The organism is Fundidesulfovibrio putealis DSM 16056 (assembly GCF_000429325.1).
Taxonomy (GTDB): domain Bacteria; phylum Desulfobacterota; class Desulfovibrionia; order Desulfovibrionales; family Desulfovibrionaceae; genus Fundidesulfovibrio; species Fundidesulfovibrio putealis.
In genome coordinates this window covers 224,948-248,816 of record NZ_AUBQ01000014.1, presented here as the reverse complement: position 1 = coordinate 248,816, position 23,869 = coordinate 224,948, and the positions used below count along the sequence as shown (strand labels likewise).

General features: G+C 63.8%; 23 protein-coding genes. 10 read left to right on the top strand and 13 right to left on the bottom strand.

The window, feature by feature from the left end; translation table 11 throughout:
• Nucleotides 1-34: 34 nt before the first annotated feature.
• Together G453_RS0112525 and G453_RS0112520 are read left to right on the top strand one after the other, a co-directional pair.
• A complete protein-coding gene (locus G453_RS0112525) occupies nt 35-487 on the top strand; it encodes a response regulator (RefSeq protein WP_051272377.1) in 453 nt (150 codons plus the stop codon).
• A gap of 191 nt (nt 488-678) precedes the next feature.
• On the top strand, nt 679-1,824 hold the full coding sequence (locus G453_RS0112520) for an NAD(P)/FAD-dependent oxidoreductase (RefSeq protein WP_027191347.1): 1,146 nt from the start codon (nt 679-681) through the stop codon (nt 1,822-1,824).
• Here G453_RS0112520 and G453_RS0112515 read toward each other — a convergent pair.
• Genes G453_RS0112515 through G453_RS0112505 form a run of 3 tightly spaced genes read right to left on the bottom strand, consistent with a single transcriptional unit; the run spans nt 1,778 to nt 5,488 of the window.
• Nucleotides 1,778-2,434, bottom strand: coding sequence for a MarR family winged helix-turn-helix transcriptional regulator (locus tag G453_RS0112515; RefSeq protein ID WP_156920900.1), 657 nt, complete (start codon nt 2,432-2,434; stop codon nt 1,778-1,780). The two genes, G453_RS0112520 and G453_RS0112515, sit on opposite strands and share 47 nt — an antisense overlap.
• Nucleotides 2,431-5,076, bottom strand: coding sequence for a PEP/pyruvate-binding domain-containing protein (locus tag G453_RS0112510; RefSeq protein WP_027191345.1), 2,646 nt, complete (start codon nt 5,074-5,076; stop codon nt 2,431-2,433). The genes G453_RS0112515 and G453_RS0112510 overlap by 4 nt, the downstream gene beginning before the upstream one ends.
• A 7-nt stretch (nt 5,077-5,083) precedes the next feature.
• Nucleotides 5,084-5,488 (bottom strand): response regulator, encoded by a 405-nt coding sequence (locus G453_RS0112505; protein WP_051272376.1) that lies wholly within the window; start codon nt 5,486-5,488, stop codon nt 5,084-5,086.
• 91 nt (nt 5,489-5,579) lie between these two features.
• Between G453_RS0112505 and G453_RS23830 the strand changes: the two genes are divergently transcribed.
• Together G453_RS23830 and cysQ are read left to right on the top strand one after the other, a co-directional pair.
• Entirely contained in the window at nt 5,580-7,085 is a 1,506-nt protein-coding gene (locus G453_RS23830; protein WP_051272375.1) for an ATP-binding cassette domain-containing protein, read from the top strand.
• A 24-nt stretch (nt 7,086-7,109) separates the two neighbouring features.
• A complete protein-coding gene (gene cysQ, locus G453_RS0112495) occupies nt 7,110-7,883 on the top strand; it encodes a 3'(2'),5'-bisphosphate nucleotidase CysQ (RefSeq protein ID WP_043645593.1) in 774 nt (257 codons plus the stop codon).
• Between the two features lie 94 nt (nt 7,884-7,977).
• Here the strand turns inward: cysQ and G453_RS0112490 are convergent, their stop codons facing one another.
• The 4 genes from G453_RS0112490 to G453_RS0112475 form a co-directional block, all read right to left on the bottom strand.
• Nucleotides 7,978-9,048 carry an agmatine deiminase family protein gene (locus G453_RS0112490; protein ID WP_084502291.1) on the bottom strand — a complete coding sequence of 357 codons (1,071 nt, stop codon included), beginning with the start codon at nt 9,046-9,048 and terminating at the stop codon, nt 7,978-7,980.
• A 390-nt stretch (nt 9,049-9,438) separates the two neighbouring features.
• Nucleotides 9,439-10,032: a hypothetical protein gene (locus G453_RS0112485; RefSeq protein ID WP_027191341.1), complete on the bottom strand. Its 594-nt coding sequence runs from the start codon at nt 10,030-10,032 to the stop codon at nt 9,439-9,441.
• A gap of 210 nt (nt 10,033-10,242) precedes the next feature.
• Nucleotides 10,243-11,136, bottom strand: a complete 894-nt coding sequence (locus G453_RS0112480) for a carbon-nitrogen hydrolase (protein WP_027191340.1) — start codon at nt 11,134-11,136, stop codon at nt 10,243-10,245.
• Nucleotides 11,137-11,189: 53 nt separating this feature from the next.
• Entirely contained in the window at nt 11,190-11,816 is a 627-nt protein-coding gene (locus G453_RS0112475; protein ID WP_027191339.1) for a LysE family translocator, read from the bottom strand.
• A 72-nt stretch (nt 11,817-11,888) separates the two neighbouring features.
• Between G453_RS0112475 and G453_RS0112470 the strand changes: the two genes are divergently transcribed.
• Entirely contained in the window at nt 11,889-12,557 is a 669-nt protein-coding gene (locus G453_RS0112470; RefSeq protein WP_027191338.1) for a class I SAM-dependent methyltransferase, read from the top strand.
• Nucleotides 12,558-12,559: 2 nt separating this feature from the next.
• Entirely contained in the window at nt 12,560-13,876 is a 1,317-nt protein-coding gene (locus tag G453_RS23825; protein WP_051272374.1) for a mechanosensitive ion channel family protein, read from the top strand.
• A gap of 105 nt (nt 13,877-13,981) precedes the next feature.
• Here G453_RS23825 and G453_RS0112460 read toward each other — a convergent pair whose 3' ends face one another.
• The gene (locus G453_RS0112460) at nt 13,982-14,467 is read right to left on the bottom strand and encodes a protein tyrosine phosphatase family protein (protein WP_027191337.1); all 486 of its coding nucleotides are present in this window, start codon (nt 14,465-14,467) and stop codon (nt 13,982-13,984) included.
• 11 nt (nt 14,468-14,478) lie between these two features.
• Nucleotides 14,479-14,976: a hypothetical protein gene (locus tag G453_RS0112455; protein WP_027191336.1), complete on the bottom strand. Its 498-nt coding sequence runs from the start codon at nt 14,974-14,976 to the stop codon at nt 14,479-14,481.
• Between the two features lie 101 nt (nt 14,977-15,077).
• On the opposite strand from G453_RS0112455, the gene G453_RS23820 reads away from it, so the two are divergent.
• Nucleotides 15,078-16,103: a glucokinase gene (locus tag G453_RS23820; RefSeq protein ID WP_043645590.1), complete on the top strand. Its 1,026-nt coding sequence runs from the start codon at nt 15,078-15,080 to the stop codon at nt 16,101-16,103.
• Between the two features lie 97 nt (nt 16,104-16,200).
• Here the strand turns inward: G453_RS23820 and G453_RS0112445 are convergent, their stop codons facing one another.
• The gene (locus G453_RS0112445) at nt 16,201-17,337 is read right to left on the bottom strand and encodes a pyridoxal phosphate-dependent aminotransferase (RefSeq protein ID WP_027191335.1); all 1,137 of its coding nucleotides are present in this window, start codon (nt 17,335-17,337) and stop codon (nt 16,201-16,203) included.
• Between the two features lie 164 nt (nt 17,338-17,501).
• On the opposite strand from G453_RS0112445, the gene G453_RS23815 reads away from it, so the two are divergent.
• Together G453_RS23815 and G453_RS0112435 are read left to right on the top strand one after the other, a co-directional pair.
• The gene (locus G453_RS23815) at nt 17,502-18,833 is read left to right on the top strand and encodes a hypothetical protein (RefSeq protein WP_043645588.1); all 1,332 of its coding nucleotides are present in this window, start codon (nt 17,502-17,504) and stop codon (nt 18,831-18,833) included.
• Nucleotides 18,834-19,042: 209 nt separating this feature from the next.
• On the top strand, nt 19,043-19,603 hold the full coding sequence (locus G453_RS0112435; RefSeq protein WP_027191334.1) for a hypothetical protein: 561 nt from the start codon (nt 19,043-19,045) through the stop codon (nt 19,601-19,603).
• A 322-nt stretch (nt 19,604-19,925) separates the two neighbouring features.
• Here G453_RS0112435 and G453_RS0112430 read toward each other — a convergent pair whose 3' ends face one another.
• Together G453_RS0112430 and G453_RS23810 are read right to left on the bottom strand one after the other, a co-directional pair.
• On the bottom strand, nt 19,926-20,129 hold the full coding sequence (locus tag G453_RS0112430) for a tautomerase family protein (protein ID WP_027191349.1): 204 nt from the start codon (nt 20,127-20,129) through the stop codon (nt 19,926-19,928).
• Entirely contained in the window at nt 20,038-21,009 is a 972-nt protein-coding gene (locus tag G453_RS23810) for a DMT family transporter (RefSeq protein ID WP_205620065.1), read from the bottom strand. The genes G453_RS0112430 and G453_RS23810 overlap by 92 nt, the downstream gene beginning before the upstream one ends.
• A gap of 102 nt (nt 21,010-21,111) precedes the next feature.
• On the opposite strand from G453_RS23810, the gene G453_RS0112420 reads away from it, so the two are divergent.
• Nucleotides 21,112-21,984, top strand: coding sequence for a LysR family transcriptional regulator (locus G453_RS0112420; protein ID WP_027191333.1), 873 nt, complete (start codon nt 21,112-21,114; stop codon nt 21,982-21,984).
• 87 nt (nt 21,985-22,071) lie between these two features.
• On the opposite strand, the gene G453_RS0112415 is transcribed toward G453_RS0112420, so the two are convergent.
• Nucleotides 22,072-23,697, bottom strand: coding sequence for an SGNH/GDSL hydrolase family protein (locus tag G453_RS0112415; protein WP_043645586.1), 1,626 nt, complete (start codon nt 23,695-23,697; stop codon nt 22,072-22,074).
• Nucleotides 23,698-23,869 lie beyond the last annotated feature (172 nt).

The window sequence follows — 23,869 nt, the reverse complement described above, 5'->3', positions numbered from 1 at the left end:
CTAACCTCATCTTAATGCACCAGGATGATTGGGTTTGTACCAAGATACCGGTTTCGCGGCAAGCGTATTTAATGGCCATTCACGGGACAGGCTCATCGTCGACGATGATTTCTACAGTCGCAGCTTTCTGGAGTACATCCTGCATCCCTATGCCATGTGTGACGTGGCCGAAAACGGGGAAGAGGCGGTGATGGCCTTCCAGCGTGCCCTCAAGGACATGAAACCCTATGATCTCGTGTGTATGGACCTGCGCATGCCCGAGATCGACGGCTCCGAAGCCATGCGCGAGATCCGCGACGTCGAAAGGGACCACGGGGTGGACAAGTCCTGCCAGGCCAAGATCATCATCACCTCCGTGCTCGAAGACGCCGAAGACACCCACAACGCCATGTTCCTGGGCGGAGCCACGGCCTTCCTGCAAAAGCCCATCGAAGAGAGCGCTCTCCTGACCGAGCTCAAGCGCCTGGGGCTGATGAGGGAACATTAGGACGCGATCTTCGGGAGCGCACGTCGAGCTTTCCCGTGAAATGACGATGTTTGGCCGGAGCAACACCGGCTGAAGGCCCGCGTCCTGTCGCGGGCCTTTTCATTGCCCGTTCCCCGCTGACCCCGTGTTCCCCCGTCCCCCCCCGGCATCTCCCGCTTGCCTTCTTGTGCGCTCTGGCGCATATCCAATACATGGGAAAGCACCTTCTCCTCGTGGGTGGCGGGCACGCGCACCTCTCGGTGCTGGCCGATCTGGCCAGCTTCCGGGACGCCGGGCATCACGTCACGGTGGTCAGCCCTGCCGACCACCACTACTACTCAGGCATGGGGCCGGGCATGCTCTCGGGCCATTACACGCCCCAGGAGTGCCGCTTCAACGTGCGCCGCATGGCCGAGAAGGGCGGGGCCACGTTCATCCGCAGCAAGGTCGTGTCCATCACGCCGGAGAAGAACGCGGCGCGCCTGGAGAACGGCATGGCCGTGGGCTACGACGTCTGCTCCTTCAACACCGGGTCGCTTCCGCCGTCCAAGGTGGCGGGCAGCGGGCGGGCGGACGTCTTCCCGGTGAAGCCCATCGAGAACCTGCTCTACGCCAAGCGCCATCTGGAAGACATCGTGTCCATGGGGGGAAGCCCCAAGGTGCTGGTGATCGGCGGCGGCCCAGCCGGATTCGAGCTGGCAGGCAACGCCTGCAAGCTTATCGGCTGCGGCTGCAACGACACTCCGGACGTGGCCGTCGCGCCGGGGAGGGGCCTGCTGACGCGCTTCCCCGAGCGGGTGCGCCAGTTGGCCTACCGCTCGCTGGCCCGGCGCGGCATCAAGATTTTCGACGGCCTGGGGGTTTCGCGTCTGGAGGATGGCACGGCCATCCTGTCGGACGGCCTGCGCGTGCCCTACGACGTGGCCTTCCTGGCCATCGGCGTGGTCCCGCAGCCGGACTTGGCCCGCTTTGGGATCGCCATGGGAGCGGGGGGAGGCCGGGGCGGCATCCTGGTGGACAAGTTCCTGCGAAGCGTCAACCACCCCAACATCTTCGGCGGCGGCGACTGCATCAGCTTCCAGCCCCGCGAACTGGAAAAGGTGGGGGTGTACCCGGTGCGTCAGAACCCGGTGCTGCGCCACAACCTGATGGCCGCCCTGGAGGGCCGGGACCTGATGGCCTTCACGGACACCGAAGGCGGCTATCTGCTGATCCTGAACTGCGGCGACGGACAGGGGATACTGAGCAAGGGCTACCTGACCTACGAGGGGCAGACGGCCATGTGGCTCAAGGACCGCATCGACCGGACCTTCATGAAGAGGTTCCAGGTGAGCGGGGAGCTGGAGGAGGATTTGTAGGCGAACCTGTAGCCCCGGTTACGGCGCGCAGGTTGTCGATCACTTTGAGCAGCGTGGCATGCATGGCCGACAGCTCCTCGTCGCCGATGTCTCGCAGGGCTGCGTCGCGCACCTGCTTGGCCAGGGCAATGAGCCGCTGCATGGTGGACAAGTCACTGATGCACACGGCCCCCGTGGCCAGCCCGCCGCTACGGCCCGCGTCCAGCAGCTTCAGGATGCCCCGGCTTTGAAGGATGGCCAGTTCGGCGTCCAGCTCAGCGGGCTTGAGTCCGAGGACTTCCTCCAGCCCCTCCACCGGGACCTCGCCTCCCTGGACGGCCACCAGCCACAAAATAACCCATTGATGGGGGCCAAGCCCCATTTCACGCAGGAAAACGCCGTCCAGCAGGGAGCGCCAGAGCGTGGACGCCTCCGCCACGGAGAGGCCGAGTCCGTGCCGCCCATTGCGGCGCATTTGGGGGAAATACCGGACCCAGGAGGAGGCTGCTGGGGGTGTTCCGGTTCCGGTACCGGGGAGGCGGCGGGAGGAATCGAAGGGGTAGAGGTCCAGCAGGAAGTCTATCTCCTGCTGTGTGAGTCTCGTGCAACTGTCGGGCTCATCCGGCCTCACGCCATCTCCCGCATCACCTGCGACATGTGCTTCTCGCCCGATTCCCGCAGGATGTCGCCGATTTCCGTGTCGAAGCGCTGGCGGTAGTGGTTCACCAGGGCCTCGTTGGTCATCACCATGTCCAGCTGGCGGGTATGCATCAGCAGGTAGCCGATCACACGCAGCCTATCGAGCATCACGTCCATGGGGCCTTTGGCGTACACGGCGCGCATCTCGTCGCCCTGCATCTCCACGCGGAAGTTGTAGCTCTCCAGAATCTCGCCAGTGAACCTGGCGCGCCGCACGCGCCGGTCCTGCTCGGCTGCGCCGCCCTTCAACTGGAAGCTCACGTAGTTCTCGTTCTCGCGCTCGTCCACCAGGGCCTCCACGGTGCAGAAGTGGTAGCCGAAGCGCGAACTCAGGCACATGTAGTGCTTGGAGATCATGAAATAGTTGCCCTGGGCGTACTCGCTGTCGCCGCCCGCCGCAATGTTGCGGTTCACGGTGGAGTGGGCCACGATGTGCATGAAGCCCGCCGCGTCCACAGGCGGCGGCCCGGCCCATTCCACGGCCACGAACCCTTCCCAGAGCGCGTGCACCGGGTCGCAGGCGATCTCCTCCATGGTGACGTACTTGCCCTTGATGTCGTGGGTGAAGCCGTCGTCCAGGTTCACGAAGAACCACTTCATGGGCACGCGGTACTTGAGCTGCTTGGATGCCCGCTTGGAGAAGTGGAAATCCTGGCCGAAGCGGAACATCTCCACCACGGACTTCTCGTGGCTGAAGCGGGTGATGTCGTGCAGGGTGAGGCAGTTTTCCGGAGCGAACTCCTTCGCGCCGGGGTCCAGCAGATTGAGCGGGGCCACGATGTCCAGCACTTCCCGCAGGATTGCGTGCATGGGCGACTCGTGCGCCTGGGTGTCCTGCGCGGGCGGTGCCAGGGCCAGAAGCCCCTCCACGCGCCCGGAGTACACGGCCAGCCCGTCGGCGTCCACGGTGACCTCGCCCTTTCCCGCCAGGGCAGAGAGGGCCGACACCGCCCCGTCCAGGCCCATGAGCGCGGGCACGCCGAACTCGCGGGCCACGTTGGCCAGATGTCCGGCGGAGCTGCCCCGCTCGCAGATCACGGCGGAGGCCTTGCTCAAGAGCGTGGCCCAGCGCGGGGCGGCCTCCACGCAGAGCAGCACGCCCCCCTCGGGAAAGGTGAGCATGTCCATGTCGCGCGCCACCTTGTGCAGACTGCCGGCAGCCACGCCGGGGCTCCCGGTGACGCCGCCGGACATGAGGGGCTTGCCGAACTGGCCCTCTGGGCGTGCGGTCCTGCCCATCTCCATCTGCTTGAGCGGGCGGCATTGCAGCAGAAAGATGTTGCGGGCCTCGTCCATGGCCCATTCGATGTCCAGGGGCTCGCCGTAGGACTTGTCCAGCTCGATGGTGATCTCGCCCAGGCGCAGGGCCTCCCCGTCGGAGAGGCTCGGCTGGTCGGCCAGCGGTCCGGCCTCTTCCTGGCGGCAGACGCCTGCCACCGGGTCGCACAGAAAGATGCGGTCCTTGTGCGACACGCGGCTCTCGGTCAGCTTGGGAGGGTTCCCGCGCCGGATCACGAACAGGTCGGAGGCCACAGCCCCGTCCACAACGGTCTTGGCCAGACCCCAGGCGGAGTGCACGAACACCTCGTCGTCGCGGATGGCCAGGGGGTTGCGCGAGTAGGCCACGCCGCCGGAGCGGGCGCTTATCATGGCCATGCAGCCCACGCACATGGCCACGTCCTCGTCGGGGATGCCCTTGGCCAGCCGGTAGGTGACGGCCTGGGGGCTGTACTTGCTGGCCACGATCTCCTTGTAGGTGATGATGAGCTCCTCGGGAGCCACGCCCAGGACGCTGCGGAACTGTCCCGCGAAGGACTGGCCCAGCGCGTCCTCGCCCAGGGCGCTGGAGCGCAGCGACACGCGCACCCTCGGTATGGTCTTGCACTCAAGGGCGGCGTAGGCGTCGCGGATGGCCTGGGCCACGTCGGCGGGGACCTCCGCCGCGAGGATCATCTGCTGGATCTGCGAGCACAGCGGCAGGAGCGTGGCGTGGTCATCCGCGCCCACGGCCTGGATCAGGCGGTTGACCTCGTCCTGCAGGCCGCTGTCCTGCATGAAGCGGGAGTAGGCCAGCGAGGTGATGGCGAACCCGGCAGGCACGGGCAGGCCCACGCGGGTCATGATGTCGCCCAGGTTGGCCATCTTGGAGCCCACCTGGTCGGCCATCTCGCGGCCCACGGCCTCCAGCGGCAGCACCAGTTCGGTGGCCATGGTCTGGGGCTGGCGGTCCAGCACGGCGGCGATCTGGGCCTGGATGTCCTTTAGGCGGTCGAAGAGCAGGTCGTACTTGCCGGGGGCGATTTCGGAGAGGTGCTTGACGATGCGGAAGACGTTCACGGACACTGCCGTGGCCTGGGAGCGCACGAAGGCCATGCCGAAGACGAACTTGCCGCGAAGGGCCTGTTCCATCTCGCTCATGATGGCCAGGGTCTTCTTGTTGGCTGTGAGCAGCAGCCGGAAATTGTGATAGCGCTTCCTGAATTCGGCCAGGATCTCCTCGTCGGAGAGGCCCTGGCTCTGATCCGGTCCCTCGCCGATGAGGCTTGAGAAAAAGGTCTTCAGGCGCGTGAACACGTGGGACCTAGCCGGTCAGACATTTCTTTTTGTTGGCATCCTGGATTTTGTACAGCAGGTCGTCCAGCTCCACGGGTTTCATGAGGTAGTCGAAGGCCCCCAGTTCCATGCCGCGCATGGCCACCTCCACGTTGGCGTGGGCGGTGAGCATCAGCACTTCCAGGTCGGGCTTCAGGGCCTTTATCTTCTGGAGCGCCTCGATGCCGTCCATGCCGGGCATCTTCACGTCCAGCACAACCACGTCGATCTCGCTTACGGCTATCAGGTCCAGGGCCTCCTGGCCGGAATTGGCCAGCAGCACCCCAAGGCCGCGCCGGGTAAGGCGCTTGCCCAGAGTCTCGATGAATTCGGCCTCGTCGTCCACTAGCAGGATGGTACAGGTACTCACGCGTCTCTCCTCCAAGGCGTTCATGCAGTGTGAGAATGATCACATGGTGCCGGAAATTGCAAGCCGGAGCTGCCTGCTGGCCTTTTGAAAGCGCCGGGGATATGCTGCGCCAGTCATGAGCGTTGAAATCATACTGGAAAACGTACGGGTCAGCCGGGGCGGGCGTCCGATTCTGGACGGCGTGTCCTGGCATCTTCCGCCAGGGGGCCGCGTGGCCCTGGTGGGTGGCAACGGAGCGGGCAAGTCGAGCCTTCTGCGGCTCGCCAGGGGAGAAATCTGGCCGGACCAGCTGCCGGGCGGCGGCTTCGCAGGAGAGCGCCTGTACGTGGTGGACGGCCACGCGAGCCCGAGCCCCATCGAGGCGCGGGCGCGCATGGGCCTTGCCGGGGCCGACCTGCGAGACCTCTACCGTCGCCGGGGCTGGAACGTGTCCGGTTGGCTGGTGGTGGTCTCGGGCCTGACGGACTCGCCGCTGCCGTCGGGCGAGCTGGGGCAGGACAAGCGGCTGGCCGCGCTGGAATCGCTCGAAACCCTGGGCATCGGGGACTTGGCCTACACGCCCTTCCTGGAACTTTCGCAGGGGCAGGCCCAGGCCGTGCTGCTGGCCCGCGCCATGATCCGAAAGCCCGAGTGGCTCTTCCTGGACGAGGCCTCCGACGGGCTGGACGCGGTCTCGCGCCGCCTGCTGCACCGGGTGCTCACGCGTCTGGCCGGAAGCGGCGTGGGGCTGGCTGCGGCCACGCACCACCCCGAGAGCCTGCCGGACCTGGATTTCAAGGCGCTCATGCTGGAAAACGGCAGGGAGGTGTTTCGCGGTTCTCTGAAAGACACCGCCAAACGGCTCTCCAGCCGGAACCGGACGGCACGCGCACAGCCTTCGCCCGCGTCGGACGCCGCTGTTCCCTCACTGATAGGAGGCGAACCGCTTCTGTCGTTGCACGCGGCCAGCGTCACGCTTGGCGGGAGCGAGGTCCTGGCCCCGCTGGACTGGTCGCTCGTTCCCGGCCAGCACTGGGTGGTGGCCGGACGAAACGGAGCGGGCAAGTCGAGCTTTCTGAAGCTCCTGGCGGCGGACCTGCACCCGGCCTCGGGCAGCGTGACCCGCTTCGGCCTGCCGGAGCCCTTCAGCATCTGGGAGCTGCGCGCCCGCCTGGGCGTGGTCTCCTGGGAGGCCCAGGCCGAGTATCCGCCCGAGACCTCCGTGCGCGACGTGCTGGTGTCCGGCTTCTTCGGCAGCTTCGGCCTCTACGACCAGCCAAGCCCCGAGATGCTCGCCCGCGCAGCCTCCTGGCTGGACCGGCTGGAGCTGACCCCTCTTGCAGACCGCGCCATGGGAACCCTCTCACAGGGGCAGGCGCGCCGGGCCATGATCGCGCGCGCCCTGGCCTTCGATCCGCCCGTGCTGCTGCTGGACGAGCCGCTTGGCGGGCTGGACCCAGCTGCGCGCGCCGAGATGCTCACGCTGCTGGACGAACTGGCCGCGCAGGGCAAACAGCTGGTCATCGTCACGCACAATCCGTCGGAGATTCCGTCCTGCGCCACCCACGCCCTGGTGCTGGAGAACGGTCGCGTTCTGGCTTGCGGTCCCGTGGACGAAGCCCTTGCGGCGTACGCACCCTGAAGCCGTAACACATCAGAGGTCATCATGCCGGATCTCACGCCTCTTGATTACGACGCCGTCTGTTCAGTCGCACGCCTGGCCGGGCAGGCCATCATGCAGATCTACTCCACTGATTTCGCGGTGGAACTCAAGGAGGACGACTCGCCCATAACCAGGGCGGACCGGGCCTCCAACGAGATCATCACCCAGTCGCTCCAGGTGCTGCATCCGGACATCCCCCTGATGTCCGAGGAGGCCGCGCGCCCGCCCTACGACGAGCGCAAGAACTGGAAGCGCTTCTGGCTGGTGGACCCCATGGACGGCACCAAGGAGTTCGTGAAGCGAAACGGCGAGTTCGCCGTGTGCGTGGGGCTGGTGGAGGACCGCTTGCCCGTGTTCGGCGTGGTCTACGTGCCGGTGAAGGATATTCTGTACGCGGGCGGGCCGGGCATGGGCAGCTTCAAGGTGCAGTCCGGCGAGCGCCAGGCCATCCATGTGGTCAAGCCGGGACCCGGCGAGAAGGTGATCGTGGTGGGGAGCAAGTCGCATCCGGACGAGCGCTTGCAGGAGTATCTGGAGCGCTACCCCGCACGGGAGGAAAGAGCTGTTGGGTCGGCGCTGAAGTTCGGGCTGGTGGCCGAGGGCGCGGCGCACCTCTACCCGCGCTACAATCGCACCTGGGAGTGGGACACCGCCGCTGGGCACGCGATCATACTAGGCGCGGGTGGCAGCTTCACGGCCATGGGGGGCGGGGAGTTCCTGTATAACAAAGAGAGCCTGGAGAACGGCGGGTTCGAGGCCAAAGGGTGGCGGGAGTAGGGCTGACAGCCGAAGAGAAGGCAGGAATATGCCTCCGGCGGGCAAAGGGCTTCGCCCTCTGCACACCCTCTCCGCTTCGCGGGCAGCACCGCTGCTATGAACTCGTCGCGGGCTGCTCGTGCGTCAGGCAGTGCAGCGTGCCGAATCCCCACACCAGGTCGACGGCATGGATACCCACCACGGCGCGGTCCGGGAAACATTCCGACAAGATGCCGAGCGCGACGCGGTCGCGCGCATCGTTGAACGTCGGCATCAGCACGGTGCCGTTGGCGATGTAGAAGTTGGCGTAGCTGGCCGGGACCCGCACGCCGTCGAAGTACAGCGGCTCGGGCATGGGCAGGTCGATCACTTCCAGCGTGCCGCCGCTTATAAGCTTCAGCCCCTGCAAGCGTTCGCGGTTCTCTTCCAATATCCGGTAGTTCTCGTCTGCTGGGTCGTTCTCGCGGCAGAGCACCACCGTGCTTGCGTTCACGAAGCGGCATAGGTCGTCCACGTGGCCGTGGGTGTCGTCGCCCGCGATGCCCTTGTTCAGCCAGATCACCTGCTCGATGCCAAGCAGCTCCCGGAACACCTGCTCGTAATCCTTGGCGTTCATGCCGGGGTTTCGCACCTGGGTCACGGGGTCCAGGAAGCACTCCTCGGTGGTGAGCATCACGCCTTTGCCGTTGCAGTCGATGCCGCCGCCTTCCAGCACCACCTGCCGACCCGCGTGCGTGGCCTCCACGGCGGGAATCTTCAGGGCCTCGGCCACTTTCCCGGAGACGTGCATGTCCAGGGTGTGGTTGGGGTATTTGGCCCAGCCGTTGAACCCGAAGCGCACGGCCTGGGCGCGGGGAGACTCTTTGCGCACGGTGAATGCCGGGAGCATGTCGCGCGTCCAGCCCCGGTCGGTGGGAATGTGGTAGAAGCGCACGCGGTGGTCTTCCACGCCGACCTTGGCGAGCGCGCGCCGGGCCTTGGCCTCCCACGCGGCGTCGTCCACCAGGATGCGGACCTTCTCGTAGGGGGCCAGCTTGCGCACGATCTCGCCGAACACCCAGCCGATGGGGTGGAACTTGCCGGGCCAGTCAGCGGGATTCTTGGGCCAGGCGATCCAGGTGGCGGCGTGGGGTTCCCACTCGGCGGGAAGGCGATAAGCGTCAGGCGTGGTCGCAAACATGGTCATTCAGGAGGCCTCCGGCGGCCAAAGGGCCCAATTGTTGGTTGGGCTCTGGACACCCTTTCCGCTTCGCGTCTTAATCCGTCCGTGGTGACGAGCTCCGACGCGAAGCTGCTTGAAATGATTGATGCGCAAAAACAAAAGCGGACCCTCCAAAGAAAGGCCCGCTCACTTAGTCGAAGTAAAACCTGCTAGATGATCCAGGGCAATATGAGCGCCTCTCTGCCACCGACAACCTCTGTCCTTGGTGGAGTGCGCCTGTACACGTCCTTGACCGCCTGGATGAGGAGATTCTGCTTTTCCAGCGAGCGTTCACGGGTTCTCATGTGACCGGGCTGGGGTGCTCCCCGTTTGGCCCGTTCAAATTTCGCCCTGCGTCCTGCGTCCTGGAGTGTTTCAAATTGAAGCATGATCATCCCTCAAGGCTGAAAGGACATCGCTGATGTCTTCGTCCCTAGCCCTGGCCTCAAGATATGTCCAGTCCAGTTTTTGTCCAGCGAGTTCCATGGACTCCGCAATTGCCCTGGCCCAAAGAACTCCGTCAGGGTTTCCCCAATATTTTGTCTGGCACATACGGTCAATCATCAAATCTTCATAGCAAATCATCCTGACACGCAGGTCCGGATCGCCCAATAATACGTCAATGGCTCTTTCACGGCATTCAAATGGCGGATGTGGACCTTCACCAAGCCATTGTACGTAGATTCCAAGCTCTTCGTCTCCATAATTGGAATTGTCGAACTTCTGGAAACCCACTTCAAGAAGGAGACTCTCGATGGCCTCTTGCGGACCCTTGATGTCCACATCGCCAGAAGTATAGTTTCCGGCAGTGTATATTTCGACAGCAAAGCCCCCTACCAGAAATGTCGGCCTGCTTCCCCTGGACTCAAGCTCACGGTTGAGCAGGGCAAGAAACATGGCGCGGCGTTTGGTCTGGTTTTCAATGGACGCGATTGCCCTAATGTCGTTTCTGAACTGCGTGCTTGCCATGTTGCCAGCCGATTGTAACGATTGGAGTAACACCGTCCTGGCATCGTGGCGTGCCTGTGAAGCAGCCTGTCGATGCCTCTTCATCGTCCAGAAAGACGAGCTCCGACGCGAAGCCCATTAGAAGTTTTTGAAGGAGAGTCCAGAGAGGAAACTTTTTTCAAAAAGTTTCCTCTCTGGCCGCCGGAGGCATTCTCCCCTCTTATCTTACTCTCACTCGTCGATGAAGCGCTTCTCGATCGCCCCATAGGCGTCGATCCTGCGGTCGCGCAGGAACGGCCAGTGGGTGCGGGTGGTGTCCACGCGCTTGGGCTCCACCTCGGCCAGGACGATCTCCTCCTTGTCGGTGGAGGCCTGGGCGATGATGGTCCCCATGGGGCCGCACAGGAAGCTCGACCCCCAGAACTCCAGGCCGTCGCCGCCGGTCTCGGGGATCTCGTGCCCGACGCGGTTCACGGCGGCCACGTAGCAGCCGTTGGCGATGGCGTGGGCGCGCTGGATGGTCATCCAGGCTTCGCGCTGCTCCACGCCGTACTCGGCCTTCTCGGAGGGGTGCCAGCCGATGGCCGTGGGGTAGAACAGGATATCCGAGCCGCGAAGCGCGGTCAGGCGCGCGGCCTCGGGGTACCACTGGTCCCAGCAGATAAGGGTGCCGATGGGGCCTACGGCGGTGTTGAAGCGCTTGAAGCCCAGGTCGCCGGGGGCGAAATAGAACTTCTCGTAGAAGAGCGGGTCGTCGGGGATGTGCATCTTGCGGTACACGCCGATGATTTCACCGTCCGTGCCGATGACGGCAAGGGAGTTGTGGTACAGCCCGGCGGCGCGCTTCTCGAACAGGGGGGCGATGATGGTTGCCCCTGCGGCCTTGGCGGCCTTGCCCAGGGCCTCGGTGGAGGGGCCGGGGATGGGCTCGGCCAGGGAAAAGTGGGCGTGATCCTCGGTCTGGCAGAAGTAGGGCGTGGCGAAGAGCTCGGGCAGGCACAGGAGCTTGGCGCCCTGCTTTTCGGCGTCGACGCACAGATCGACCGCTTTTTCGATGGAGCGGGCCGGGGTGTCGGCGGGCGCCATCTGGATGAGGGCCACGGTGTAGGGCTTGGTATGGGACATGGGGAAACCTCGCATGGAGTGTGAGAGTCGTCTTGTAGCGCGCCGCACGGGGCTTAGGCAAGGCCGAGCCGCGAAAGCCCGTCCCACATCAGGCGAAGCGCCACCAGCATGAGCAGCGCCCCCAGCACCCGCATGGTCCAGACGTAGCCCGGCCCGGAGAGAAAGCGCGTGAAGCGCCCGGAGAGCCAGGCCAGGGCTAGATTGGTGCCGATGAGCAGCGTGTAGAATCCCAGCAGGAAGGCTGCGGCGGCGGCAGCGGAGCTGGCATAGGCCTGAAGCACCGTGGGCGCGCCAACCGTGGCCCAAAAGAGGATCATCTTGGGGTTCAGGATGTTGGTGGCCACGCCCTTGCGCCAGGACTGGGCCTGCGCCGGGATGCAGGACAGGTCGGCTGGACCGGCCCGCAGGGAACCCCACCCGAAACGCAGCACCACGACTGCGCCCGCCAGCGACACGCACCCCATAAGCCACGCCTGCCCGGACAGGGCGTCCAGCACCAACAGACACAGCGCCATCACCGGCAGGTCGGAAAACAGCGGGGCCATGCCCACGCGCGCGCCCTCGCGCGGACCGTGGGTGATGGTCTGGAGGCAGATGAGCGCCTGGAGCGGTCCGGGCGTCAGGCTGGCGGCCAGGCCCAGGGTCACGCCGGTGAGCAGAAAAGTGGAAACGTCGTGCATGGGGAGTTCCTTCCAGAAAAGGGAGGTGTTAGTGAACCCAGGAAGCAATCCTTGTCAAGACCGGGAGGCCGCATGACCACAAAGCCCTTGAACGTCACCGAGGACCTGACCGCCTACGTTCGCGCCATGCAGGCGGACGAGCCCGACATCCTGAAACGTCTGGCCGACGAAACCTCCGCCGACGTCAAGGCGCACATGCGCCTGGGTTGGGAACAGGCGCGCTTTCTCATGCTGATGGCGCGCCTTGTCGGGGCGCGGCGCACCATCGAGGTGGGCGTGTACACGGGCTACAGCGCCCTGAGTGTGGCCATGGCCCTGCCGGACGACGGGATGATCCTGGCCTGCGACGTGTCCGAGCCATGGACACAGGTGGCCAGGCGCTACTGGCGCGAGGCCGGGGTGGAGCACAAGGTCGACCTGCGGCTGGCTCCGGCCCTGGAGACCCTGGACATCGCGCTGGCGTCGGGCTTTGCCGGGGCGTTCGACATGGCCTTCATCGACGCCGACAAGGTGAACTACTGGAACTATTTCGAGCGCTGCCTGGAGCTCATACGCCCTGGCGGCGTGATCGCCGTGGACAACACCCTCTGGTATGGCCGCGTGATCGACCCGGATTATCAGGACCCGGACACCCTGGCCATCCGCGCCTTCAACGAGCGGCTGCGTGCTGATCCGCGCGTGGACGCCTGCCTCACCGCCATCGGCGACGGACTGACCCTGGCCGTGAAGAAAGAGGGGTAGGCGTGGAATCGCGTCACCTCCACGAGATTGTCCAGGGCAAGGGGGGCTTTGGCCAGTGGTTCACGGAGCACGTCTGGCATCAGGGCGGCATGTGGCAGGCCCTGGCCTGCCTGGGGGCCGTGGCCTTGGGCTACGGGCTTTCGCGCATGCTCTGCGGCAAGCTCGGCGGCATGATCGAACAGCGCCCCGCCCTGAGCCAGTGGGTGCGCCACAGGCTCGCGGGCCTTCTGACGCCGCTGTTCACCTTGCTGGTGCTCCAGGCTGCGCTCGGGCTGTCGATGGCCAGGGAGTGGCCGGTCACGGTGCTGGAGTTGGGCATCACCTTTTCCGAGGCCTGGCTGGTGATCCAGCTGTTCGCCTCCATTCTGTTGCCCCACGGCTGGACCAAGGCCGTTACCGTGGTGGTTGGCGGGGTGTTCATTCTTGAAGTGCTGGGCATTCTTGGGCCGGTGGTGGACTACATGGACAGCATCGCGCTCGGTTTCGACGACGAGCGGGTATCCCTGCTGGAGATCATCAAGGCGTTATTTCTCCTGGCGGTGATGCTGCCCCTTATCAACAAGCTGTGTGCGCTGATCGAGGCCGGGCTCGAGCGCGTGGGCGAGGTCAACGTCCGGGTGCGGGTGCTGGTGGCCAAGCTGGTCAAGGCCGGACTGTACGCCGTAGCCTTCGTGTCGGCGCTCGATCTGGTTGGCATCAACCTGCACATGCTTACGGTGTTCAGCGGCGCGGTGGGCCTTGGCGTGGGCTTCGGATTGCAGAAGGTGGTCTCCAACCTTGTGAGCGGGGTGGTCCTGCTGCTGGACAACTCCATCAAGCCCGGCGACGTGATCGAGGTGGGCGGCATCTACGGCTGGGTGGAGTCCATGAACGCCCGTTTTGCGTCCATGGTCACGCGCGACGGCAAGGCGTTCCTCATCCCCAACGACGACCTGATCGCCAACCGCGTGGTGAACTGGACCTTTTCCGGGCCGAGCGTGCGCCTGAGGATCCCCGTAAGCGTGGCCTATTCCACGGACCTCAAGCTGGCCGTGGAGCTCATGCTCAAGGCCGCCGAGGGCAAGGAGCGCGTGCTGGCCGATCCCAAGCCCAACGTGCTGCTGCGCGAATTCGGGGACAACGGGGTGCAGCTGGAGCTGCGCTTATGGATGGTGCACCCGGAGCAGGGCGTGGCCAACGTGTCCAGCGCCGTGATGAATTCCATCTGGGATCTGTTCAAGGAGCACGGGATAGAGTTTCCGTACCCGCAGCGCGAGGTGCACCTGAAGGACGCCATGAAGGTGCAGGTGGAGTACCTGAAGCCCGGCGAAGGGGACTGAGAGCGTTGCGTTGTTGAAAAACATGAACATGCTTTTCAACAACGAAAACAATCGGTTCTCATTGGTCGGGCGAGGATCAGCCTGAACAATGCCCGGGGAACGGCGCTAGAAAATAAACGTCGGATCGTCGCCGGAGAGCTCGCAGGACTGGGTCAGCACCTGCCGGGCAAGCGCGGTCCAGACCGCGTCCGGCTCCCAGACCTCCAGCACGCTGTCGCGGGCCTTCAGGGGGTCGAGCCCCTCGTTCACCACGCGGTACACCGCGCAAAAAAGCGACGCGCGCCAGTTCTTGGCGCAGTGCACCAGCACCTTGCGGCCCCGGTTGGCGTCCAGCCATCGTTCAAAGGCCCGGTAATCCTCCACGGTGGGGGCGTCCCAGGCCACGGGCAGCCAGGTGAACTCCAGGCCCGAGCGGGCGCACAGCTCCGGCTCGTCCGGCAGGTGCCCGGACGAGGCGCTGGTGGCCAGATTGATCACCGCCTGGAAGCCCGCCTGGGTAAGCAGGGGGAAGTGCTCGGGGCTGGGCTGGCCCGCGCAGGCCAGCCCCTGGTCGATACTCACGAAGTTCGGGATGTCGTACAGGGTGTCCATGTCGGCTCGGGCTACTTGCCCAGGGTGGACAGCTTGGCCAGATCCATCTGTGCGGCGGCTTTCTGGAGCAGGTCGCCGTCGGCTGAACCGTTCACGTGGATGGACACGGCGAAGCGGGGCGGCACCAGGATCACCAGATCGGCCTCGTTGTCCTTGGGATGCAGGTACAAGGACCCCTTGAAACCCTTGACGGTCACGGGTTTTATGATCTCCTCGGGGCTCTCCATCTCCACCTGGGCCATGGCGGCGGCAGCTGCGCCCATGGCCGGGCCGCCATCGTAGATGGCCAGTTCCAGATGCTTGTCGCCGTTTGCGAACTCCAGGGTGGCCTCGCTGGCCTCAACCGGAGCCTTCACGGTCTGGCCGGTGGGCGTTCCGGCTGTCCAGCCGGGCAGGCTGACTGAGGAGATCAGCGGGATCAGTTCCTTGTAGCTGACGGGTTCGGCCTGCGCGGTCGCGGCCAGAAGCATCAGCGAGAGAGCGACTGTGAACAGGGCGCGCGTGCGCATGGGGCCTCCGGATATTGTCGTGATTTGTTAATTTCCCAAATATCCGGGCTTTTGACAACCTCGTCCTTGCCCCGCCGGGAAATTGCCCCTAGAAATGAGGCATGACAACGGATTCAGGCTTTGTTCTCGCTGCGGACATCGGCGGCACCAACGCCCGCTTCGCCCTGTTCACCACCGGAGGGGGCGTTCGAATGGCTGCCGGGACGCAATTGCCTACGGCGTCGTTCGCCTCGTTTCACGGGCTCGTGGAGGCTGCGGCGCGGGAACTTGCGGAGGCGACCGGCTGGTCGGGCGAATCTGGTGCGCCGGATTCCGTGCATTTCCCCGGCACTACGGCAGCAGCGCTGGCCGTGGCCGGACCCGTGGAACGCGGGCTGTTCTGCCAACCTCCCAACATAGACTACGTCATGGACCTTGAGGCGCTGCCCGTCGGGCTCCTGCCAGGGGCCAGCATACTGCTGAACGATTTCGCGGCCCAGGCCCACGGCTGCCGCCTCTTCGGCGAGCAACGCTCGCTTTCCGTGCTGCCCGGACGCATGGACCCTGCGCGGACCCAGGCCGTTGTCGGTCCCGGCACGGGCCTCGGCAAGGCAGCCCTGGTTCCGGTTTCTTGTGCTGGAGGCGGGGAATACGTGGTGTGCGGCTCGGAGGGGGGCCACGCGGCCTTCCCCTTCAACGGTCCGGAGGAGCGCCGCTTCCAGGAGTTCGTCCAGGCCGAGGTGGCCGAGCCCTTCGCGCGCTGGGAGACGGTGGTGTCCGGTTCAGGGCTTGCACTGCTGCATCGCTATCATACCGGCCAGAGCGTGGCCTCGCCAGCCGAGGCGGCTGCGGCGCTTGGGCCGGGTTCCCCGGTGGCCGAATGGTTCGCGCGTTTTCTGGGGCGGGCCTGCCGGGACTACGTGCTGGACGTTCTGGCCACGGGAGGGCTGTTCATCTCGGGCGGCGTGGCTGCCAGAAACCCCATGCTGCTTGAACACCCGGCCTTCGCAAGGGAGTTCCGCACATCCCCGGCTCATGCGGGCCTGCTGTCCGCCGTGCCGGTGCGCCTCGTGGCGGACCAGCAGGTGGGGCTGTGGGGAGCGGCCTCGCGGGCGCTGGCCCTGGTCGGGGAGAGGCAAGGCGCGTAGCGGCTGGAGAATATTGACGGCAAAGGCCGGGGCGTCCGCGTGGGCGTCCCGGCCTTTTTTATCAAGCGCGCGTTGGTAGTTCGGGCTGTTGGACGTCCTAAGCCGAAAGGTATTTCTCCAGCCGCGAAAGCCCCTCTTCGATGTTTTCCACCGAGCTTGCGTAGCTGAAGCGCAGATACCCTTCCGCGCCGGGGCCGAAGTCGATCCCCGGCGTCACGCCCACCAGGGCCTTCTCCAGGACGTCGCGCGCCAGGGACAGGCTGTCGCCGCTCAGGTGGCGCGCGTCCACCAGGGCGTAGAAGGCTCCCGTGGGTTCCACCGGCGCTTTCAGGCCGAGCTTGGCGAGCCCTTCCAGCAGCACTACCCGGCGCTTGGCATATTGGGCCACCATGGCCGCCACGTGCTCGTCGCACTCGGTCAGGGCCGAGATGCCCGCCCACTGCGACACGCTGGAGGCGCTGATGAAGAAGTTCTGCTGCAAGCGCTGCATGGCGGGAACGTACTTTTTCGGTGCGATCACCCAGCCGAGCCGCCAGCCTGTCATGGCCCACAGCTTGGAGAAGCCGTTCAGCACGAAACAATCTTCGGTGAACTCCAGAGCGCAGCGCGCCGGGGCGCCGTAGGTCAGCCCGTGGTAGATCTCGTCGGATATGATGGTCGTGCCGCTCTGGCAGACGGCCTTGAAGTCCGCATCAGGCATCACGGTGCCCGCCGGGTTGGCCGGGGAGTTCACCACCACGGCGCGCGGCGAGTCGGCCAGATGCGGCGCGAGGGTCTGCGGCGTGAACTGGAAGCCGTCCTCGGCGCGGGTGCGGGCGCGGCGCACGCGGCCTCCGGCGTAGGTGATGAAGTTGGGGTAGCAGGCGTAGTGCGGGTCCGTGAGCACCACCTCGTCGCCCGCGTGGATGAGCGCGGAGAAGGTCAGCAGCATGGCGGGCGAGGTGCCGGAGGTGACGATCACCTGGCTCGGATCGACGCTCACGCCGTAGGTGCGCTCATAGTAGGCGCAGATGCCTTCCCGCAGGGCGGGCAGGCCCAGGGAGTGCGTGTAGTGGGTGTGGCCGTCCTGAATGGCCTTGACGGCGGCCTGCTTGACGGGGTCGGGCGTGTCGAAATCCGGCTCGCCGATCTGCATGTGGACCACGTTCTTGCCCTGGCGCTCCAGCACGCAGGCGCGCTCCAGGATGTCCATGACCAGGAAGGAGGAGATGTTCTCGCAAAGGGGGTTTGGCATGGGGGCTTTCCTGGCAGATGCAGTCACTCGTGGCAACCCTAACTTGAGCATTATATGTATAATGTTGAATAAACTATTTGACATTGACTTGTTTGGTTGCGTGGGCGAATATATATGCGCGTGTTATAACTTGATATAGTATAACGAAAGTCAAGGAGGAGTGTATGAAGACTGCTGGCGTAGTACTCATGATTCTTTGTCTGACTTCGTGTACGTCGTCGTTGAGAACCTCACGTGACCTTGAGCCAACGGCCGGGAAAATCTATCGGGGGCTTCCCTATTCATTGCCCAGGGTAAACTTTGTTCTGGATGTCGAGCGAGAACTTGTCAGCTGCGACAATGGAACGTCAGTGGTGAAGACCAAGGTGTCCTTGCAGGAAGTTATGACCAAGGACAGTTCTGCAGTATATTATCTCGACTATGAAAAGATGAAGTCTGCAGCGAAGACTGTTGATTTCAATATGTTAACTCATTCCGAAACTGGTGGAATAAAGCAGATTAGCGTAGGAGTGACTGACCACTCGAAGGATATTGCCGTTGGGGTTGTGAAGGCCGGTGTCGCTGTTGCCGCCTTGGCCACGGGAAATCCCGTGGTGGCGGCTGCGGTGCTGTCCGACGTAGTCCCGGAGCCTAACAAGGCGGAACTCATGACGGCGCTGCGAGCTTTACCTCCAACCTTGGAGCCGGAGTGTCCATGCTCCCAAGCGGCTGTGGATCAACTCAAGTTGGTAAAACGACTTGAGGCTGAACGGAGAGTCGCATCGGCGGGCGCAGGCAATGAGCAGATCAAGGCACAGCTCGCCACGCTGAATGCACAGATCGCGGACGCCAAAAAATTTCTCGTTCGGACGCAACAGTACGTGATCGACGAGAATACGCCCGTCGCCGAGGGCGATTTTTCCACCGCAGTCTTAGACCCGAAGCATAAGGACCAGAATTACAAGGCGGCCCTGAAGCCGGGCAGCGCGATGGTGATTGATTGGTTCAAGCCCAAATTCAGAGTGCAGGGATTCATTGGAATGATGCTCGAATGGAGAATTTTTGCCAAGGATTCCAAAAATCCTTTGATGGCAAATAACAAGTGTGACCCTGGAGACGGTGCTGATGCTCATGGAGTTGTTTGTCGCGATCCGGTGAGCGGTGTTTTCGTAGTCAGGTCCGAGATGAAGACGATACTCACGAAACAGGTTTCAGTCCCGCAGGCAGGGATGTGCTTCGTTATCCCGTATAGGAATAAGTCGTTTGAAGATAATGCGTTGGTTATGGATTTCAGGATCAATGGAAGCGTTGAGAAGATATCCTACAAGGACAAGAGCTCCAGGGCAAAGGGTGCTGTCGATGCCGCAACGGCGTCATTGGAATTGATCACAAAATCGCAGGCTGCCGCCAAAGATGCTGTTCTTCAAGAATACACGCGCCTCAAAGAAGAGCTGGAACTCAAAACGGAAGTCATAAACAAGATGAAGGCATACAAGGAAGCTGTTGAGTCGCAGTGATGGAGGAAGCTGTTCGGACGGGTTTTACGGCACCAGATCATAATGCTGCCGGAGAGAACCCGGTTGAAGGCGATCCGTGCGGATAGTGTCATGCAATTGCCAGCGTTGGCTGGCGTGAAGAACTTGCCGTCACGCTGCTCTCGGAGATACATACCGGCTTCAAGAACGCCGGGGTGATGCGCAGGTAGCGCGCCCCGAGAGGGGTGGACATGCACGAAGAATCACTCGGCACGGTCATTCGGGACTATCTGACGGGCGAGGAGCTTGAGGAGACCTCTTACGAGGAGTTCCGGCAGGCCCTCGCCCGTCTGTTCGTGGAAGAACGGGGCTATCCCAAGGCCAGTCTGGCCGCCAAATGCGGGGTCTGCTTCCCCATCGACGGGCAGGACTACACCCGCATGGTGGACCTGGTGGCCTCCGGGCCTGACGGCGCTCCGCTTATGCTGGTGATCTTCTGCTCGGGCGAGCCGGGCACATACGTGCGCGAAGCATTGGCCGCCGCGCGCTTGTACACGCCCCCCGCGCCGCTGACGTTGGTCACGGACACCCGCTCCGCCGTGCTGGCCGCCACGGCCACCGGCGAGACGCTCGGTTCCGGCATGCGGGCCGTGCCCTTCTGGGACGACCTCGCGACGCTTGCAGCCACGCATCCCGTGGAGGCGCTCCCGCCCGACAGGGCCGAGCGCGAACGGCGCATCCTGTACGCCTATTCCGAGATGCTCTCCGGCGGCTGCTGCCAGGGGGCCTGCCGCCCCAAGGCGCGGGGCTAGGCGCTGTTTACTCTTCTCACGGGCGGCAGCGGGGGGACACCCAGATGGAGCAATGTGCCGCACGCTTCCAGGCCACTTGGGCGCGCTTGGCTCCAACCTACAGCGCTGGAGCCTAACCGACGAGAAGCATTTATTTAGTTTTGAAAAACACGAGGCTCAAGCAAAGGTCATCGCCAGCCGCCCCCCGAACAGCGGGGTGAGTCGGCAACAGGATGGGGATAATTGCGGATTCCAAAGGGCGCAGCCCTTTGGCCGCCGGAGGCGATCCCCTCCTGCGAATAATGCAAGTTCCTAAGTGTTCATGTTTTTCAGAAACGTGGGACTACGCTCCCCGGGCCCGCCGCACGGTGACGCTCTCGCCACCGATGCCCCAGTTGTCCGTGGGCACTTCCTCGATGACCACCACCGTGGTCTGCGGATTCTTGCCGAGCACGTCAGCCAGCAGCCGGGTCACTCCCTCGATCAGCTTGGCCTTGGCTTCCGCCGAGGCTCCCTCCTGGGTGATCTTGATGTTCACATAGGGCATGCGCGCCTCCTCCTGTTTCGGTTTTTCCTCTCGCGGCCAGCCATGCGCCGCAGCTGACCAGGGCCAGGGCCGCCGCGAGACCTGCCGTCATGTCCTCTCCCAGATACAACGCGGCCAGGGTGCCGGACAAGGCCGGGACCACGGCCAGCAGCGCGCCCAGCCGGGCAGGCCCGAGCCTCTCCTGGGCGCGCAGGTACAGCCACATGACCACAATCGTGGTCACTACGCCGTGGTAGACGCCCTGGAAGGCCAGGCGTCCAAGGCCGGCGGCCTCCAGGTTGCGGGGCAAGGCCACGGCGTAGACCGGCAGATACAGCACTGCCGGGGCCAGTGCCAGAAACCGCGTGAGCAGCCAGGGCGGGAAGCCCCAGCGCTTGGCCAGCACGCCGTACAAGGCCCAGGTCAGCGACGAGGCGAGCAGCAGGAAGTCCCCGGTCAGGGTGTCCGAGTCATTCTGGCCGCTGAAGGCCTGACGGGTCATGAACACCATCCCCGCAGCGATGAGGGCGTACCCGGCCCATTGCGATCCGCCGGGGCGCGAGCGCAGCAGCAGCCAGCCCAGTCCCGCCGTCCAGAAGGGCAGCATCCCCGGAAACAGCACCGCCCCGTGCGTGGCCGGAGCCAGCCGGAAGCCCCAGTACACCAGTATCCCGTAGCCAAGTCCGCCGACCAGCGCCAGCAGCCACAGCCTCCAGGACGTCCAGACCTCGCGCCCCATGTCCCCGCAGAATGGCGCGAGCACAACAGAAGCCGTGGCCAGCCGCAGGGCCAGCATGTCCCAGGGCGTGAGCCCGGACGCTCCCGTGAGCCCTATCCTGCTCACCAGCATGAAGGCCGTCCAGAATCCCACCACGGCCAGTCCTTCCACGTATCCGCGCACCAACGCCTCCTCAGGCTTGCCTTGCCTGAAGACATCAATTACCCAGACTGTGTATCGTGTACAACGATTATTAATGATGGTTTGATTCACAGAAGGTGAACGATGGAGCTGACCGATCTGGAAGTCTTCCGGGCTGTGGCTCGCCACGGCGGCGTCACCCGTGCCGCCGAGGCGCTGAGCAAGGTGCAGTCCGGGGTTTCGGCGCGCCTTACTGGGCTTGAGCGCGAGCTGGGGGCTGAGTTGTTCGCCCGCAGGGGGCGTAGCATGGACCTGACCTCGCGCGGGCGGGCCTTTCTTGACTACGCCGAGCGCATCCTCATCCTGGCCGAGGAAGCCAGGGCCTGCGTGCGCGGGGACATCGCCGCCGGGCCGTTCAGGCTTGGAGCCATGGAGAGCACGTCGGCCTCGCGCCTGCCGGAGCTTCTGGGGCGCTATCACGCACTGCACCCGCAGGTGGCCCTGGAATTGACAACGGGAACCACCGCAGACCTGATCCGCGACGTGCTGGGGTACGGGCTGGACGCCGCCTTCGTCAGCGAGCCGGTGGAGATCGGCGGGCTTGAGCGGCTCGCGGCCTTCCGGGAGGAGCTGGTGCTGGTGGCGGCTTCGGAGCAGGGGCCGATCACCTCGCCCGCGCAGGTGGCCACGCGGGCGCTCCTTGTGTTCAGGCGCGGCTGCGCCTACCGCAAAAGGCTCGAGGACTGGGCGTCGGCTGGCGGCGCGCCCCTTGGCCGGGTGGTGGAGCTGTCCTCCTACCAGACCATGCTGGGCTGCGCGGCGTCTGGCATGGGCGTGGCCATCATGCCCCGCTCCGTGGCGGACATGGCTCCGGGTGTAAGCGGGGTGAGTATCCACGAGCTGCCGCCGGACATCGCCCAGGCACAGACGTCGCTCATCTGGCGCGCCGGAAACGGGACAGCCGCCGTGCGGGCGCTGGCGGCGCTGGTGGGCGAGGGCGGATGCTGCGGCCAATGAGACGTCCAGCAACCGCCGCACCCTGCTGCAATGCAGGCAGGGCGCGCGGCGTCATCCCAATGTCCGTGCGGCTTGACTGAAAGCCGTCTACTGCGGCTCGTATGCGATGATTTTGATCTGCCTGAAATCCTTCGGGTCTTCGTTTGAAAAGATGGCCGCATTGCCCTGGAGCCTGTACTCGATGCGGATGGAGCGGCACGGCTTCTCCAGGTCGATTTCAAAGAACGCGACGTTTTCAAAGGCGTCAGGCGTGCTTTTCCCCGCGTTTGTGTACTGGTCCACGGTTGTCATGGCGCCTCCATCGACCGAATACGACATGTTCACGCCGCCCGTGCCGGCAGCTCCGACCTTGTGGGGGACGAAGACGGTCATCCTGTGCATGGGGCGGTCATACTCGACGTCCAGCCAGAGCGTTCCGGGCGATGCCGCGTGCCCGGATGGAAAGGCCTGGCAGACGGTGTCGTCATGCATTCTGGCGCACTGCGTTTCCAGGCCGCTGCTTGATGCCGTTGCGGAGCGTACGCCAGGAACCGTCTCCACCCCGAGCGCGCCGCCTTCCGCAATGGCGACGCGGGTTTCGATCCCATCGCGGTAGGTCCTGTAATCGTAGGGGGTTCTGGTTTTCGGCTTCAGGGTTGCGCCAATGGCCTGCATCTCGATGGCTTTTGAAACAGACTTTGCCGTCAGGGTGTTGCCGAACCGGTTGAAGTGAAAGTCGCAGGGGGAATTGTAGAAGGGTTTTGAGTTGCCGCCTTTCATGCTCCTCAGGTGATGAAGCATGTCCACGTGGCTCACGTCAAACTTCTCGAGCCATGGAACAAGGGCGTGTGAAGGAGCATTGCTGTAGGTGGTCAGCTGTGATTCGTCAGGCAGCAGGAGAAGAAGGAATTGAGAACCGTTTGACTCGACAGTGTCTTTGAATGTCTTGAGCACCCGTTGGTACATGTTCCAGTCTGCTGCGATGGCGTCATAATTCTCTTCACGCAGCAAACGGTCCTGGTTGAAGATGACGGCAAGTTGTTCTTCGGTGCCCTGGACGATGAACTCTCCATACTGCTCAGCCCGTTCCTTAACGGAAAGGGCTGGAGTGGATTTCCCGTTGATCTTGAATTTGAAATATGCCGCAAGATTGTAGATTGCTGTTTGCCGCAGGAGTGATTTCCACCTGGAGGAGTGTTCGTTGCCCTTGTTCTTCGGGCGGAAGAACCATCTGGTCATCCCTTCAAGGTCGTTGACGTAATACTGCAAGATGACGATGTCGGCGTTCAGCTTGTGCCCCTTGTCCTTGTAGTAGTCATACTCGTCCACGATGTCGTAGAGAAATACGCCAGCGTTTATGACTTCGATATTCATGCCAGGGAATTTTTCGGCGAGATAGATGCGCAGGAGTTCGGGGTAGGTGAACTCGTCGTCAACGCCGGTTCCGTAGGTGAACGAATCGCCGATGCACAGCACCCGCAAGGTGTTGTCCGGTTTCTGGAGGCTGAATTCCCGCTTGCCGCGCAGGCCTTGGGAGTTGGTGCTGATCGAATACTTCAGCGAGCCGCAGAGCGTCTCGGACGTGGAGAGGTGCGGCTCGAAATCCCCAAGAAGGTCGGAGTAGAACACTGGCCGGGGGATGGTGTCCGGGATGACCTTGAACAGGCGAAGCCCTGCTTCAAACAGGAGCAGGCAGCAGAGCGTGATGACCAATACGACGATGGCATTCTTCAAGAATTCTCCAGAAAGATGAGCCAGGAACACGTGCACTGAGGGCTGCTCCGGGTCTGGGATGGTCTGCGGTTGGCCGGATGGCGGGATCTGTCATTCTGGACGGCAGAATGCTCCCCAGAGTTACTTTTGACCACTCATTATTCGGAATATAGTGTTCCCCAATGTCCCACAA